At 67.6% G+C, this 15294-nt stretch carries 8 protein-coding genes and 3 pseudogenes; 8 read left to right on the forward strand and 3 right to left on the reverse strand.

Going from position 1 to position 15294, the window contains the following annotated elements; all coding sequences use genetic code 11:
- The 8 genes and pseudogenes from B1818_RS11750 to B1818_RS11785 all read left to right on the forward strand — a co-directional run.
- A pseudogene (locus B1818_RS11750) lies at positions 1–486 on the forward strand (MlaE family ABC transporter permease); the annotation flags it as partial.
- Positions 480–1559, forward strand: a pseudogene (locus tag B1818_RS11755) (MCE family protein); the annotation flags it as partial. The pseudogenes B1818_RS11750 and B1818_RS11755, both read left to right, overlap by 7 nt.
- Positions 1556–2589, forward strand: a pseudogene (locus B1818_RS11760) (MCE family protein). The pseudogenes B1818_RS11755 and B1818_RS11760, both read left to right, overlap by 4 nt.
- Positions 2586–3575: an MCE family protein gene (locus B1818_RS11765; protein WP_078112880.1), complete on the forward strand. Its 990-nt coding sequence runs from the start codon at positions 2586–2588 to the stop codon at positions 3573–3575. The pseudogene B1818_RS11760 and the gene B1818_RS11765 overlap by 4 nt, the downstream one beginning before the upstream one ends.
- A 41-nt stretch (positions 3576–3616) precedes the next feature.
- Positions 3617–4717, forward strand: a complete 1101-nt coding sequence (locus B1818_RS11770; protein WP_078112849.1) for an MCE family protein — start codon at positions 3617–3619, stop codon at positions 4715–4717.
- A gap of 11 nt (positions 4718–4728) precedes the next feature.
- Positions 4729–5877, forward strand: coding sequence for an MlaD family protein (locus tag B1818_RS11775; protein WP_078112850.1), 1149 nt, complete (start codon positions 4729–4731; stop codon positions 5875–5877).
- Positions 5874–7046 (forward strand): MlaD family protein, encoded by a 1173-nt coding sequence (locus B1818_RS11780; RefSeq protein WP_078112851.1) that lies wholly within the window; start codon positions 5874–5876, stop codon positions 7044–7046. The genes B1818_RS11775 and B1818_RS11780 overlap by 4 nt, the downstream gene beginning before the upstream one ends.
- Before the next feature lie 59 nt (positions 7047–7105).
- Complete coding sequence (locus B1818_RS11785; RefSeq protein ID WP_078112852.1) at positions 7106–8002, forward strand: hypothetical protein; 897 nt, start codon at positions 7106–7108, stop codon at positions 8000–8002.
- 81 nt (positions 8003–8083) lie between these two features.
- On the opposite strand, the gene treY is transcribed toward B1818_RS11785, so the two are convergent.
- The 3 genes from treY to B1818_RS11800 form a co-directional block, all read right to left on the reverse strand.
- Positions 8084–10399, reverse strand: coding sequence for a malto-oligosyltrehalose synthase (treY, locus tag B1818_RS11790; protein WP_078112853.1), 2316 nt, complete (start codon positions 10397–10399; stop codon positions 8084–8086).
- Positions 10400–10404: 5 nt separating this feature from the next.
- Entirely contained in the window at positions 10405–12819 is a 2415-nt protein-coding gene (gene glgX / locus B1818_RS11795; RefSeq protein WP_249145358.1) for a glycogen debranching protein GlgX, read from the reverse strand.
- A gap of 229 nt (positions 12820–13048) precedes the next feature.
- Positions 13049–15226, reverse strand: coding sequence for an acyltransferase family protein (locus B1818_RS11800; protein ID WP_078112855.1), 2178 nt, complete (start codon positions 15224–15226; stop codon positions 13049–13051).
- Positions 15227–15294: the final 68 nt, after the last annotated feature.

Genomic DNA, 15294 nt, shown 5'->3' on the forward strand with positions numbered 1-15294 from the left:
ATGACCGCGTCACGGTATGTACCTCCGGCCCTGCGGCCGCTCGAGGCCGCCAAGGCGGTGTATCGCGGTCCGCGCGATGCGCTCGCCGCGATGGGCCATCTGATCACCTTCCTGGTCCGCTCGATCGCCGCGGTGCCGCTGGCGTTCCGTCACTACAGCAAAGAGGTGTGGCGCCTCCTCGCCGACGTGGCCTGGGGCAACGGCGCCATCGTCGTCGGTGGCGGCACCGTGGGCGTCATGGTGATCCTCGGCATCATGGGCGGCGCGACCGTGGGAATCGAGGGCTACACCGCCCTCAACCTGCTCGGCATGTCCCCGGTGACCGGCGGGCTGTCCGCCTTCGCGACGACCCGCGAGATCGCACCGCTGCTCGCCGCGACCGCGTTCACCGCGCAGTCGGGGTGCCGGTTCACCGCACAGTTGGGCTCGATGCGCATCGCCGAGGAGATCGACGCCCTCGAGGCGATCGCGATCCGGCCGCTGCCAGGTTGATCAAGAACGTCGCCATCGACATCGAACCGGCGCAGGCCGATGGCATTCCCGCCTCGGTGACCGCGCGTACGGTTCCGTCGAACCTGTTCGGCGTCAACTCCGTCGAGCTGGTGCCGCCCGCCGAGGTGGGTGACGACCGGCTGTCCGCCGGCGACGTGATCCCGGCCGACGACTCGCTCGAGACGATCAAGCTGCAGGACGCCCAGAACGAGCTGAAGCAGATCCTCGACGCGGTGCCGCCGGAGGAACTGGCGCAGGTGCTCGGCGTCATCGCCGACGCGCTCAAGGGCGGCGGCTCGGTGTTCGGGTCGTTCGTACCCGTGCTGCGGAACTACATCGACTCGATCAACGCCCAGTTCCCGCCGGGCGCGCCCCCGGGTTTCGACAACTTCGACGCCGCGCTCACCGGCCTCTCGCAATCGACGCCGCAACTGCTGGACACCCTGGGCCGAAGCGTGATCCCGGCGATCACCATCGCGGAGAAGCAGCGTGACCTGACCGCGGTGCTCACAGCGAGCGAGGGCCTGCTCGATCAGACCCAGTTGCTGTTCGCGCGCAACGGCGACAGCGGTCAGCGTCTGGTGACCGATCTGAACCGGATGCTGGGTGCGCTCGTCCTCGAGCCGAACTCGCTGCCGCAGGGCGTGATCGCACTGAACAACCTGGCCGCCCGGGTGCTGACGGTGTTCACCGGCACCAATGGCCACGTGCAGCTCAACATCGGCGTCAGCTTCGGCGCCTTCCAGCGCTACACCCGGCAGAACTGCCCGGTGTACGACGGCGGCCCCTACGGCACCCTGCGCGGCCCGGGCTGCGTGGGTCCCGGCACGGGCACGGGACCGACGATGTCGGGTCCGCTGGCGATCTATCCCTCCGACGGGATGCGCCGTAACAAGCCGGTCGGCAACGTCACCACCGATGCCGACAACAAGACGCTCGGCACCGTCCTGCGCCGTACCCCGTCGGCAGCGGACACGATCATGCTGGGACCGCTGGTCCAGACGCTCGACGTGCGCAACGCCGCCGAGGCGGGCCGGGGCGGCGAAGGTCAAGGAGGAGGACGATGAACGCGGCTTCGGGGTCGATCCGCAAACCGCTGATCGGTTTCACCATCTTCGGGATCGCCGCGTTGCTGGTCACCTACGTGATCTTCTCGACGCTGGAGCGCTCGGTGCCGGGGACGACGAACAGCTACACCACCTACTTCGGTGACGCGTCGGGTCTCGCCGCGGGCGACGACGTCCGGATGGCCGGTGTCCGCGTCGGTCGTGTGGACCAGATCGAATTGGCCGACGGCCGCGCCCGGGTCACGTTCGAGGTGCAGGACAACCAGCAGGTCTACACCAACACGCGGGGGGCGATCCGCTACCAGAACCTCATCGGGCAGCGATATCTGAACCTGACGCTGGTCCCGGACCGGGAGAGCCGGCCCCTCGACCCGGGGTCGACGCTCGAGCTGCCCTCCGAGGACTCCTTCGACGTCACCACGTTGCTCGCCGGGTTCCAGCCGGTCTTCGAGACTCTCGCCCCGGAACAGGTCAACGCCCTGTCCGAGGGCCTGATCCAGGCGTTCCAGGGCAACTCGGTGTCCTTGAGCTATACGGTCGCCGAAGTCGGCCGCCTCGCGGAGGACACGGCAACCGGGACGTCGTGCTCGGCGCGATCATCAACAACCTGAGCGCGGTCATGCGCGACCTGTCGCGCCAGGGCGGCCAGCTGGGCACCGTCATCGAATCGATGTCGGCGCTGATCGCCAACCTCAACTCGAACTCGGCGGCGTTCGGTAGTGCGGTGACCGACATCGGGCGCACCGCAAGCGGATTCGCCGACGTGCTGAGTGAGAGCCGGTAGAGTCTGGCCGACGCCGCCACGGACGGCCGGATCGCGACCAACACGCTGATCAGCAATGGCTCCAAACTCGATCGGATGGCGGTCGACGCGCCGATCTTCCTCGGTCATTTCCCGCTCGTGCTCGGTGAGGGCGCTTACTTGAACATCTATGCATGTGATCTCGACGTCGCGATCGGCGACGTCCTGCTACCGCCCGGGATCTTCAACAAGATCGGCGGCACGAATCACTCGGTGGTGTGCCGATGAGCTGGTTCCGCAGGAGTTTCCGTGACAACCGGCGCGTGTGGTTCGGCGTGATCGGCGCCGTGGTCATCGTCGCCCTGTTGCTCGGCGTGACCGCTCTCGCGACCGCGCATCTGGGCAAGAAGACCCTCACCGGCGACTTCGCCCAGGCCGGCGGTATCCGGCCGGGGGACAAGGTCCGCGTCGCCGGTATCGACGTCGGTGAGGTCACCGACACCGAACTCGCCGGACAGCACGTGGCCATCACCATGAAGGTCGACAGCGACGTCCGGGTGACGTCCAACGGTTCTGCCGAGATCAAGATGTCGACGCTGCTGGGTCAGCGCTACATCGATGTGTCGCTGGGGGATTCGTCGGAGGATGCACCCGACGGTCACATCGCGAAGACCGCCGTGCCCTACGATCTCCAGCGCACCATCGAGGCGGGCGCGCCGATCCTGACCGGGATCGACGACCGGACGCTCTCCGAGAGCATCCGCACCCTCAACCGGCAGCTCGCCGGCGTACCGGCGATCACCGAGCCGACCTTCGAGGCGCTCACCCAGATGTCGAAGGTCATCACCAATCGCAAGGACCAGATCAACCAATTGATCGCCGACACCAAGACGATCACCAACATCGTCAACGACAATCAGGCCCAGCTCGCCGTGATCGTGGGTCAGGGACGCGACCTGACCCAGAAGATCGTCGCGCGTGAAGAGCTGGTCACCCGGATGCTCGACGGCATCGCCGAACTCACCGAGCAGGCGACCGCGGTGGCCGGTGAGAACGCCAACCAGTTCGCGCCCATCATGGCGAACCTGAACACGATCACCCAGGGCCTGGAGAAGAACCGCAACAACCTCCGCAAGTTGCTGGAGATCCTCCCGGTCACCGCGCGCCTGACCAACAACGTCATCGGCGACGGGCCCTACGCGAACGGCTATCTGCCGTGGGGCATCTTCCCCGACAACTGGCTGTGCCTGGCCCGGGTGGTGGACGGATGCTGAGCCCGGAAACGATGAGCCCGGACACGACGGCAGGTACGACGATGCACGCCCACGGACTCCGCCGCCCGATCCTGCTGGTCGGGGTCGCGCTGCTCGGCATCCTCGGTCTCTCCGGCTGTTCGATGATCCCGGGTAGCTGGAAGGCGGCGGTCGGCCAGGCCATCGAGGTGACTGCCTACTTCGACAACGTCGCCGGGCTCTACGTGAGCAACGACGTAGCCGTCCTCGGCATGCCGGTCGGTCAGGTCACCGCGGTGGAACCGCAGGGCGAGCGCGTCAAGGTGACCATGACGATCGACAGCGACGTCCCCGTCCCGGCCGACGCCACGGCGGCGATCGTCAACACCTCGATCGTCACCACCCGCCACGTCGAGCTGTCACCCGCCTACGACGGCGGACCGAAGCTCGAGGACGGGTCGGTCCTGAAGGAGACGAAGGCCCCGGTGTCGGTCGGCGAACTGTTCGACGCCATCGACGGTCTGGTGGTGGCCCTCAAGGGTGAGGGAGAAGGACCCGGCCCGCTCGCGGAGATGATCGACATCACCTCCGGCATCGCCACCGGCAACGGCGAGGAGATCCGGGCGGCGCTCGACGAACTCGGAGGGGCGTCGGATGTGGTGGCGGGCAACAGCGATGCCCTCGTCGACATCCTCGAGACCATCGAGGGCCTGACCACCACCCTCGTGCAGAACTATCCGAAGATGACGGCGTTCTCCGAGTCGGTCAACCAGGTCTCGCAGCTGCTGGGCGATCAGGCACCCGGTCTGCTCGCCACCCTGGCCAACCTGAATCAGACGCTGCAGAACACCACCGTGTTCCTGCAGAACAACACCAACACCATGTCGGTGTCGTTCGACCGGTTGGCCGCACTGACCGCCAACCTCGGCGACTACTCGCGGCAGGTCGTCGAGACGATCGACGTCGGCCCGCTGCTCTTCCAGAACCTGAGCAACTCGATCTCGGCCGAACAGGGCGCGTGGCGCGCGCAGGTGCTGCTCGACAAGACGCTCCTCGACAACGAACTCCTCGCCGAGTTCTGTGAGGCGATCAACCTGCAGAAGGACGGTTGCCGAACGGGCAAGCTCAAGGACTTCGGTCCCGACCTCGGTATCTACTCGGCGATGCTGGAGCTGACGAAATGAGAACGGCGACAATGGATTCGCTGAACCGTTCGGACGGTCCCGGGCGCCCGGCGCGATCCCACGGCCGGGTCCGCCGAGGCGGGGTCATGGCGGTGCTGCTCGCGGCGCTCATGGGGCTCACCGGTTGCGGACTCCTCCCGAGTCTCACGGTGGAGCAGATCCCGCTGCCCGCACCGGGCGGCATCGGTGACTCGATCACGATCACCGCGAACTTCGCCAACGCGCTCAACCTGCCGGCGCAGGCGAAGGTGAAGCTGAACGGAACCGATGTCGGGCAGGTCACCGACCTCGTCGCCAAGGACTACACCGCCGTGGTGACCATGCAGGTCAGCAAGAAGACCAAGCTCCCGGTCGGGACCGGCGCCGAACTCCGCCAGGCCACACCGCTGGGCGACGTCTTCGTCGCCCTGCTGCCGCCGATCGAGGCGCGCGACGGTCTGATGGTGGACGGGGACACGCTCACCGGTCCGACGTCGGCCGCGGCGACGGTCGAGGATCTGCTGATCAGCATGAGCGGAGTCGTGGACAGCGGTTCGCTGAACTCGTTGACGATCATCCTCACCGAGCTGAGCAGCGCGGTCGCGACGAACCCGTCGGATCTCAACGGCGCGATCCGGGGCCTGACCACCGGCATCCGGAAGCTGAACGAGAGTTCGGCGGCGGTCGATCGGTCGCTGGCCGCCACGCGGGTGCTCAGCGGTCAGCTCGCCGACGGGCGTGCGCAGATCATGGCGTCGATCAACAAACTGGGTCCGGCGCTCGAGTCGCTGAACGGGCAGATCGCCACGATCCTGACCACCCTGGACAAGACCCAGCAGGTCACCGCGGCCACCAACGACTTCCTCGACAGCGATCAGGACAACCTGGTCGAGATGCTGGGCCATCTGTCGACGGTGCTGGCCGGGCTCCGGCAGGCCGCCGGTCCGCTCGGATCGCTGGCCGACAACCTGCACGAGCTCACACCGAAGTGGGTCAAGTCCACACCGGGTAGCGCGGCGGCGGTGTCGTCGAAGGTCTACTGGCTCAGCCCGGGTGTCGGCTTCGACTCGGCGAGCAGACTGCCCGAGATCCAGGACGTGGACGAGGGTTCGGCGGCGTTGCAGCAGACACTGACCCGTCTGCTGGCGCGGATCACGGGGACGAGGGGGTGTTGCGGATGAGCGGCATATTCGGTGTCCTACGCCGGAATTCGGTACTCGTGGGCAACATCGCCCTGGTACTGGTCATGGTCGTCGGACTCAGCTATCTCGCCCTGGGCATCCTGCGGTGGCAGCCGTTCGCCGACAAGTACAAGCTCACCATCCAGTTCCCGATCTCCGGCGGTCTGCAGGAGACGTCCGGGGTCACGCTGCGCGGCGCGCGCATCGGCGACGTCGACACCGTTCGGGTGCAACCGGATTCGGTGGAGGTCGTCGTCACGGTCGAGGACCGGTACAGAATCAACCGCGACACCACTGTTGCGGCACTGGGTCTGTCGGCTGCGGGCGAGCAGTACGTCGACTTCCAGCCGGACACCTCCGATGGCCCCTACCTGGAGGACGGGGACGTCATCCGGGCCGACCAGACCGAGGTCACCGTGCCGTTCTCGCAGCTGCTCGAGTCCTCGCTGGAACTGATCAACCAGATCGATCCGGCCAAACTCCGTTCCGCCGTGGACAATCTGAAGATCGCCCTCTACGACGAGGACGGCACGAACGACCTGTCCGTCATCTTCGACTCCGGTGGCACGATCTTCGCGAAGCTGTACACCGCGCTGCCGGAGACCACCAAGTTCATCCAGAACGCGGGGACCATCTTCAAGACGACGGCACAGATCCAGCCCGACCTCGGCACGACGGTGGCGGGATTGAGTTCGCTGGTCAACTCGGCGGCTGCCTCCGACAAGGAACTCCGCGAGCTCCTCGACCGGGGTCCCTCGCAGTTCACGAGCCTGGCCGGGTCGATCAACCAGTTGACGGATCCGATCACCGATGTGACGAAGCAGTTCGTCGACATCGCCGAGCAGGGTGCGTTGCGTGCGCCGGCGCTCGCGACGCTGTTCCCCGCGATCCGCGATGCCAGTGTCAAGAGCCTCACCATGTTCCACGACGGTGCGTGGTGGGCCTTCGGGTCGGTGTACCCGCGTCCGAGCTGCAACTACCCGGTGACGCCGCGGCGGCCGACGCAGATCCTCGAGCTGACCATCCCGACCAATCTGTACTGTGTGACCGAGGATCCGCGTCAGCAGATCCGTGGCTCGGCCAATGCGCCGCGGCCACCGGGCGACGACACCGCGGGACCGCCGCCGGGTTACGACCCGAACGCCCGTACCGTTCCGCTCGACAAGTGATGGGCCGCTCGACGACTGACGGCCACTCGACGACGACAGACAAGTTGTGTGACCTGTAGATGACTGACCGGAATGACCCAGATCGTACTGATCCCGATATGAATCCAACGGACGAGAAGGCCGACAGCACGTCGCCCGAGAGCGGGGCTGTCGCAGCCGATCACACCGATGGGGCGACGAGCGCGGAGGACACGAACGACGCCGGGACCGCGGCGACGCCGCGGGGGAAGTCGGCTCGACGGAGCGGAACCGGCACGGTGGCGAGCACGTCCCAGACCGACGGTGCCGACGCCTCCGGTGCCGCGGGTGACCCGTTGCCGGCAGCATCATCGAAGGCGGGTTCGGATCGGCGCGAGATCTCGTTCACGGTCACCGGCGGCGGGATCAAGAAGGTTCTCGCCGCCATCGTCGCGGTCGCCCTCATCGCGCTGGTGGCGTTCTTCGGCTGGCGCGCCTACGACCTCCAGCGAGAGGCCGACGCGTTCGCCGACTCCAAGGCGGCCTCGGCCGACTTCGTCACGAAGCTCGTGACGACGCTCAACGCCGACAACGCGGGCAACTCGAAGGAACTGCTGGGTCCGCTGTCGACGGGGGAGTTGCGCAACCGCCTCGAGCAGGAACGGGCCGACACCGAGGCCAATGTGGAGTCCCTGAACATCGAGGTGTCCTCGACGATCAGCGTGGTCGCCGTCGAGACCGTCGATGCCGACACCGCCAAGACCGTGGTGATGGCGGAGGTGACCGGCCGCAGCGTCAAGTTGCCCAGCGGCGGTACCAGCCTGATGGTCTTCCGCTTGGACCTCAGCAAGGAAGACGGCAAGTGGCTGGTGTCCGAGGTCGACGGGCCGCCGGGGAGCCCCAGCGGTCAGATCGATCCGTCGCAGTCGCTGCCCGGCGCCGCAGGTGCGCCGGCACCCCAGCCGTCGCCGGCACCGCAGCCCGCGCCGGGCGGCTGAACCGGGCTGACACACTCACCGGTAATGGACGAGCGCGCCTCCGATTCGGGGGCGCGCTCGTCCATCAGTGGTGGGTGGACGTCACGTCCGGACGAGTATCGCCACGGGGTGTTCGCCACGGGCCGAGGCGAGGTCGACCGATCCCTCGTACACCGATTCCGTTCGGTCGTCGCGCCACCGGAAGCCCGGCGGCAGGGTGATCGACGTCGCGGCCGCGGCATCGTGGTCGAGGTTGTGGGTGAACCGGGCGGTCACCACGACGACCGAGGGGGTGTCGCCGGTGCCGCGCACGAACGCGATGGTGTGGTCGGCGGCGGGCCCGTCGGCGGTCAGCCGTTGATAGGTGCCCGCAACGCCGAACGCATCGGGATGCGCGGCCCGGGCACGTAGAGCTTCCTGGACGAGTCGGGTCTTCGGGTGCTCGGTCGACCGGCCGAAGTCGACCGGTCGTCGATTGTCGGGATCGACGAGGGAGTCCTCCCACCACTCGGTGCCCTGATAGATGTCGGGGACCCCGGGCCCGAGGATCGCGATCGCCTTGCGCGCCAGCGCTTCCTGCTCCCACGCCGGTCTGATGCGGTCGACGAGTGCGGCGACCGAGGATGCGACGTCCCCGCTGGTGACCTGGCCGATCCAGGTCTCGACTGCGGTCTCGAACTCCTCGTTCACCTCTGTCCACGTGGTGCGCAGCCCGGCCTCGCGAGTCGCCTTCCGGGCGTACTCGATCAACCGGCCCCGCAACTCGTCGGTGACCGGGGCGCCGGTGGGCCAGACCCCGACGATGTTCTGCAGGAGGAAGTAACCGGTCAGGTCATCCGGCACGTCGGTCTCGCGCCAGACCTTGTCGACGAGCTGGGACCAGCGGTCGGGGATCTGGGCGAGCACCGCGATCCGCGCGCGCACGTCCTCACCGCGTTTGGTGTCGTGCGTGGACGTGGCCGTCATGGCCAGCGGCCACTGTGCCGCGCGCTCGGTGTTGTGGTGGTGGAAGTCGGCCAGCGACAGCACGGGATTCGCGGGATCGCCACCGACCTCCTGGGCGGAGACGAGCCGGGCCGTCCGATAGAACAAGCTGTCCTCGACACTCTTCGCGGTCACCGCCCCGCAGGTCTGCGCCAGCCTCGATGTCGCCTCACCGGGCACCGCCGTCTGCCGCACGATGAGGTCGATCGCGGCACGCAGTTCGGGTTTCGCCTCGGCGATCCCGGTGGCGACGGCGAGCAGGCGTGGACGCAACGACGGGTAGTCCGCCCGGTAGACCCCGAGCGCGGCGATCAGTTCGGCGCAGGCGGTGGCGATCACGTCCGGATCCGCGGCCGGTGATCCCTCGACGCGCGCGATGACGGCGCGTACGAGACGTCTGAGCTCCGCCGGGAACGACTCCCGCACGGTGCGGAGTTTGCGATCGTGCTCGGCGGCCTCCACCCACCGCGCATCACCGCTCTCGCCGGTGATCCGTTCGTGTAGCTCGGTGAGCTGGGCGACGCCGGCCGGCGCCACGAACACGGCATCGATCACGCGCATGTGGTCGTACCCGGTGGTGCCCTCGACCGGCAGTGTCGGTTCGAGGGGCTCGTCCGGCGCCAGGATCTTCTCGATGTAGAGGAGACGATCGTCCCCGACGTCCGCACGAAGTCGGCGCAGATAGTCCTGGGGGTCCCACAGACCGTCCGGATGATCCACGCGCACACCGTCGATGAGGTCGGCGTCGAGCAACTCACGCAGCCAGTGGTGCGTCGCGTCGTAGACCTCCGGGTCCTCCTGGCGCAGACCGGCGAGTTCGTTGACCGTGAAGAACCGCCGGTAGCCGATCAGGCCGCTGTTCCATGGCACGAGCCGATAGTGCTGACGGGAGTGGACCTCGCCCGGTGTTCCGTCGCCGGTGCCCGGGGCGATCGGGAACGCGTGATCGTAGTACCGCAGATTCCCGTGCTCGTCGATCTCGAGCGGGCTCAGGTCCCCGTCGGCGGCGACGATCGGCAGGGCCAGCTTCCCGTCGGCGCCGTTGTCGTCGCCGAAGTCGGCGTCGAAATAGTTCGCGTACTCCGATGCCGGGCCGTGGCGGAGCAGGTCGGCGAACCACGGGTTGGCGAGTGCGTCGGCGACCCCGGTGTGATTGGGGACGATGTCGATGATCAGACCCAGCCCGCGTCGGGCTGCGGCGGAACGCAGTTCGCGCAACCCGTCGATCCCGCCCAGCACGGCGGAGACCGCCGGCGGCGGCAACCAGTCGTAGCCGTGCGTCGACCCGGCCGACGCCGTACCGATCGGGGAGAGGTAGACGTGGCTGATCCCCAACTCGACGAGGTGGTCGAGATGCGCTGTGGCATCGGCGAATCCGAAGTCGCCGTGTAGTTGGAGCCGGTACGTCGCGTGCGGGGTCGGGCGGTTGCTCATACGAGTCACGAGGTCTTTCGCAGGACCAGTACGGAGCGGGCGCCGACGGACACCGACTCGCCGGCGGAGGCCGTCAGTTCGCTGTCCCCCACGGGATGCGTCGTGTCCAGTTCGCCGACCCACTCGTTGCCGTACCACGTCGGCGGGAGGGTGAAGTCCAGGTCCTCGTAGTGGGCGTTGAAGCAGATGAAGAAGGAGTCGTCGACGACCAGCTCGCCGCGTTCGTCCTTCTCGCCGAGTCCGTTTCCGTTGAGGAACACGGCGAGGCTCTTGCCGAACCCGCTGTCCCAGTCCTCGGCGGTCATCTCCTGGCCGGCGGGGGTGAGCCACGCGATGTCGAGTGCCTGGTCGCCCCATCGGATCGGCTTCCCGCCGAAGAACTTACGACGCCGGAACACCGGATGCCGGGTGCGCAGCGCGATGGCCTTGCGGGTGAACGCCAGCAGGTCGGCGTTCTCCTCGGCGAGTGTCCAGTCCATCCAGGACAATTCGGAGTCCTGGCAGTAGACGTTGTTGTTGCCCTGCTGGGTACGCCCGATCTCGTCGCCGTGCGCCAGCATCGGCGTTCCCTGCGACAGGAACAGCGTCGCCAGGATGTTCCGCTGCTGCCGCGCGCGCAGTGCGTTGATCTCGGGATCGTCGGTGGGTCCCTCGACCCCGCAGTTCCACGACCGGTTGTGGCTCTCGCCGTCCCGGTTGTCCTCACCGTTGGCCATGTTGTGTTTCTCGTTGTAGGACACCAGGTCCCGCAGCGTGAAGCCGTCGTGCGCGATCACGAAGTTGATGCTCGCGAGCGGCCGCCGGCCGGTCGCCTCGTACAGGTCCGACGACCCGGTGAGCCGGGAGGCGAACTCGCCCAGGGTGGACGGCTCGCCGCGCCAGTAGTCGCGCACGGTGTCGCGGTACTTGCCGTTCCATTCGGTCCACAGCGGCGGGAAGTTGCCCACCTGATAGCCGCCCTCGCCGATGTCCCAGGGTTCGGCGATCAGTTTCACCTGACTGACCACCGGGTCCTGTTGCACCAGATCGAAGAACGCCGACAGACGATCGACGTCGTGCAGTTCGCGGGCCAGCGTGGACGCGAGGTCGAAACGGAACCCGTCGACGTGCATCTCGAGGATCCAGTACCGCAGTGAGTCCATGATGAGCTGGAGCGTGTGCGGATGACGACCGTTGAGACTGTTGCCGGTTCCGGTGTAGTCCATGTACATCTCGGGGTCGCCGTCGACGAGCCGGTAGTAGGCGGCGTTGTCGATGCCACGGAAGGACACGGTGGGCCCGAGGTGGTTGCCCTCGGCGGTGTGGTTGTAGACGACGTCGAGGATGACCTCGATGCCGGCGTTGTGGAACTCGCGCACCATCGCCTTGAACTCGGTCACCGCGCTGGCCGGCTGGTCCGGGTTCGACGAGTACTCGATGTGTGGTGCCAGGAACCCGAAGGTGTTGTAGCCCCAATAGTTTCGGAGACCCTGGTCGCGCAGGACGAAGTCCTGCATGAACTGGTGCACGGGCATCAGTTCGATGGCCGTGATGCCCAATTCCTTGAGGTGGTCGATGATCACCGGATGGCAGAGTCCCGCGTACGTGCCGCGCAGGTACTCGGGGATGTCGGGATGGGTCGCGGTCATGCCCTTGACGTGCGCCTCGTAGATCACCGTCTGGTGGTACGGACGGTTGGGCGACCGGTCGTTCTGCCAGTCGAAGTAGGGGTTGATCACGACCGAGACCATGGTGTGCCCGAGTGAGTCCAGCTGCGGCATCGGGTTGACCGGTTCGGGGTCGGGACCGGCATCGGGGAGGTTCTCGTCCTCGGCAGGGGCGGCGTCGGCGTCGGCCTGTCCTGCCTCGGTGGGTGCGACCTCGCCGGCGGCGGGATCGGCCGCATCGTCTTGTTCGGCAGCGTGCGCGGTCGCCTCGTCGGCGTCGTCCACCGCGACGTCGTCGCCGGTGTCGGCCGCCTCGGTCGCGGGGGTCTCGTCGGCGTCGTCACCGTTGCCGTCCGCGGCCTCGTCGGGCGGCGTCGGGAGCGGGTAGGAGAACAGCGACGCGTCGCCGTCGAAGTCGCCGTGGAAGGCCTTGCCGTACGGGTCGAGCAGCAGCTTGCTCGGGTCGCATCGCAGTCCCTGCGACGGGTCGTACGGTCCGTAGACGCGGAAGCCGTAGAACTGGCCGGGACCGACGTTGGGCAGGTAGCAGTGCCAGCAGTAGCCGTCGACCTCTTCGAGCCGGATTCGACGCTCATGACCCTCGCGGTCGATCAGGCACAGCTCGACGGCCTCGGCCACCTCGGAGAACAGCGAGAAGTTCGTTCCCACGCCGTCGTAGGTGGCCCCGAGGGGATACGGGGTGCCCGGCCACACCGGGATCGGCGCCGGCTCCGGTTGGACCAGCGCCTCGGCCTGGATCGGGTCGGTCGGCATCGGCACCGGGTCGCCGGACTCCGCGGTGGTGTCGGGATCGGGGGAGGAGTCGGGATCGCCAGGCTGTTCACCGGGGGCTGGCGGTTCGGTCTTACCCGCCTTCGGCGACGTCATGGGTCGACCCTAGTCGCGTTGCCGCGGCCGGTCATCTCAGGACGCGGCCGGTCGGGTCAGATGTGGGCTGCCCCACCTATCGCTCCCTGAGGAGGCCCGCAGCTTCCGCCGGCCGTCACGGTACCGCGGGACCGGCCCACGGCAGTTGTGCCTCCATCTGGCGCCCCAGCTCGTCGGTGAGGCTGCGGACGTAGGTCGCACTCAGGTGGTGCGGGTCTTTGTAGACGGTGATGTTGCCGACGATCGCCGGGCACCGCTCGGCGTCGCAGATGCCGTCGGACATGTCGAGAGGGTGGAAGTCGGGTCGCGTGGCGGCCAGCTCCGTCGCCGGGTCCGCGGGTGAGAGGACAGCACTGCGGCGCGACCCGCAGCTCTCGGCGTCGCCGCCGTCGGCGAGGCAGATCGGGGTGTCGATGGTGCCCTTCGCGTTCTTCGGCCACGGGGTGTCCCGCATACCGAACACCGGCACCCCGGCGTCGAGGAAACGGTCGAAGATCGGCACGTAGTCCGGTGGCACCCAGTCGCCGGGTTCGTAGTCCCGCGGTCGCGTCGAATTCGTCAGCACAGCGTCCGGCTTGTCCGCGATGACGCGATCGATGACGCGCTGTCCCCAGTCGTAGCACTCCGGGTAGGGCACGCCGCGCTGTTTGGGTACCCGGTTCGTCGACAGCGGGCACCCCATCTTGAGGTAGGTCTTCACCTTGAAACCGTTGCGCTTGCCGAGGGTGTCCAGCGCCGAGATCCACATCTCGGCATGCGATCCGCCGGCGAGCGCGATGGTGCGCGTCGCGGTCGGATCGCCGTAGGTGCCGACGTGGATCTCGTTGTCGGTGAAGTCGCTCATGTACCCGTCGGTGGAGGTCTCGGGGAAGTCCTTGATGACCTCCAGCGCCGACGGTTGTGGGTCGAGGGCGGGCACCGGCCAGCCGTCGAGCAGTGCTCGGGCCCCCGGGTACGACCTCGGGTCGAGGTTCTTGGTGTCGACGACGATGTTCGCGACGTGCCGCTCCCACACGGTGATGCCGACGCCGGTGACGAGCGTCGCCACCACGAGGATCGAGGTGACGACCGACGTGTACGACAGCCACCGCGACCGTCCGTCGCGGCGGCCGCGGCTGAGCGCCGAACGATCGCCGCCGCGCAGCGGGTCCTCGATGTAGCGCTTGGTGAGCCACGCGAGCCCGACCGAGGCGGCGAGGATGAGCACGCCCTCGACGAAGTTGGCATGGTTCTTGTCGCGCCAGGTCAGATAGAAGATCAGCAGCGGCCAGTGCCACAGGTACAGCGAGTACGCGATGGTCCCGAGCCAGACCGGCCACCTGCTCGCGAGCCAGCGGTTCGTGACGGGCATCTCGGTGGCCGCGGCATGGGACCCCCGAGGTGGCTTCTGCAACGCCGTCGCGCCCGCCCAGATGATCAGCAGCGTCGCGCCGACCGGCACCAGCGCCATCGGACCGGGGTAGGCGTTGACACCGTCGATCCAGAACCCGCAGCTGACGATCAGCGCAAGAGCGAAGACGGTCGCGATGTTGCGCAGCCAGTTCGGGATTCGCAGGGACGGCAACCAGATCGCGAGCAGGCCGCCGGCCAGCGGTTCCCACAGACGGGAGATCGTGTCGTAGTAGTTGTACGGCTGGTTGATCGCCAGGCCGCGGTGCGCCCAGTAGAAGGACGCGAGTGCGACGACCAACACCGCGCCGCCGACGAGGAACCTGATGACCCGCGGGTCGGCGAACGGCCGGGCGACGCGGGCACCGACCTTGAGCAACGCCGCGAACGCGAGGGCGACGAGCAGGGTCAGGACGAAGAACTGGCCCTGCACCGACATCGACCAGATGTGCTGCAAGGGGCTGTTCGCCGAACTCGCGGCGAGGTAGTCCTGGGAGTTCTGCGCGAGATACCAGTTCTGGTAGTACAGCGCGCTCGCGATGACCTCGCGGCCGACATTGGCCCACCGGGTCTGCGGGAGGATCAGCAGGGTCAGCGCCGTGACCGCGATCAGGACGGTGAGCAGCGCCGGTAGAAGCCGTTTGAGGAGCCGTTTGAGACGTGGCCACGGGTTGAGGGTGTCGCGGAACGAGACGTGCGGAGCCTGGCTCGTGATCGCGTGCCGCAGCAGCGACCCGACGAAGAAGTATCCCGAGAGGGTGAGGAAGACGTCGACGCCGCCGGAGACCTTGCCGAACCACACGTGAAAGCAGGCGACGAGGGCGATGGCGATACCGCGCAGGCCGTCGAGGTCGGTGCGGTATGCGGGCGTTGTCGGCGTCGAGGGGGACGACTCCGGCGCCACTACTCGCGTCGTCGATGCCACAGGGCGTGTTCTTTCCGGTGGGGGACAGATCGGTCTCGGGGCCGGGA

Origin of the sequence: Gordonia sp. IITR100 (assembly GCF_002009645.1) — a bacterium.
GTDB classification, from domain to species: domain Bacteria; phylum Actinomycetota; class Actinomycetes; order Mycobacteriales; family Mycobacteriaceae; genus Gordonia; species Gordonia hongkongensis.

Bases quoted from the DNA above. Each gene is read 5' to 3' on its own strand.
- B1818_RS11765 (WP_078112880.1), top strand. From the start codon at position 2,586: ATGAGCTGGTTCCGCAGGAGTTTCCGTGACAACCGGCGCGTGTGGTTC.
- B1818_RS11770 (WP_078112849.1), top strand. From the start codon at position 3,617: ATGCACGCCCACGGACTCCGCCGCCCGATCCTGCTGGTCGGGGTCGCG.
- B1818_RS11775 (WP_078112850.1), top strand. From the start codon at position 4,729: ATGGATTCGCTGAACCGTTCGGACGGTCCCGGGCGCCCGGCGCGATCC.
- B1818_RS11780 (WP_078112851.1), top strand. From the start codon at position 5,874: ATGAGCGGCATATTCGGTGTCCTACGCCGGAATTCGGTACTCGTGGGC.
- B1818_RS11785 (WP_078112852.1), top strand. From the start codon at position 7,106: ATGACTGACCGGAATGACCCAGATCGTACTGATCCCGATATGAATCCA.
- treY (WP_078112853.1), bottom strand. From the start codon at position 10,399: ATGAGCAACCGCCCGACCCCGCACGCGACGTACCGGCTCCAACTACAC.
- glgX (WP_249145358.1), bottom strand. From the start codon at position 12,819: ATGCCGACCGACCCGATCCAGGCCGAGGCGCTGGTCCAACCGGAGCCG.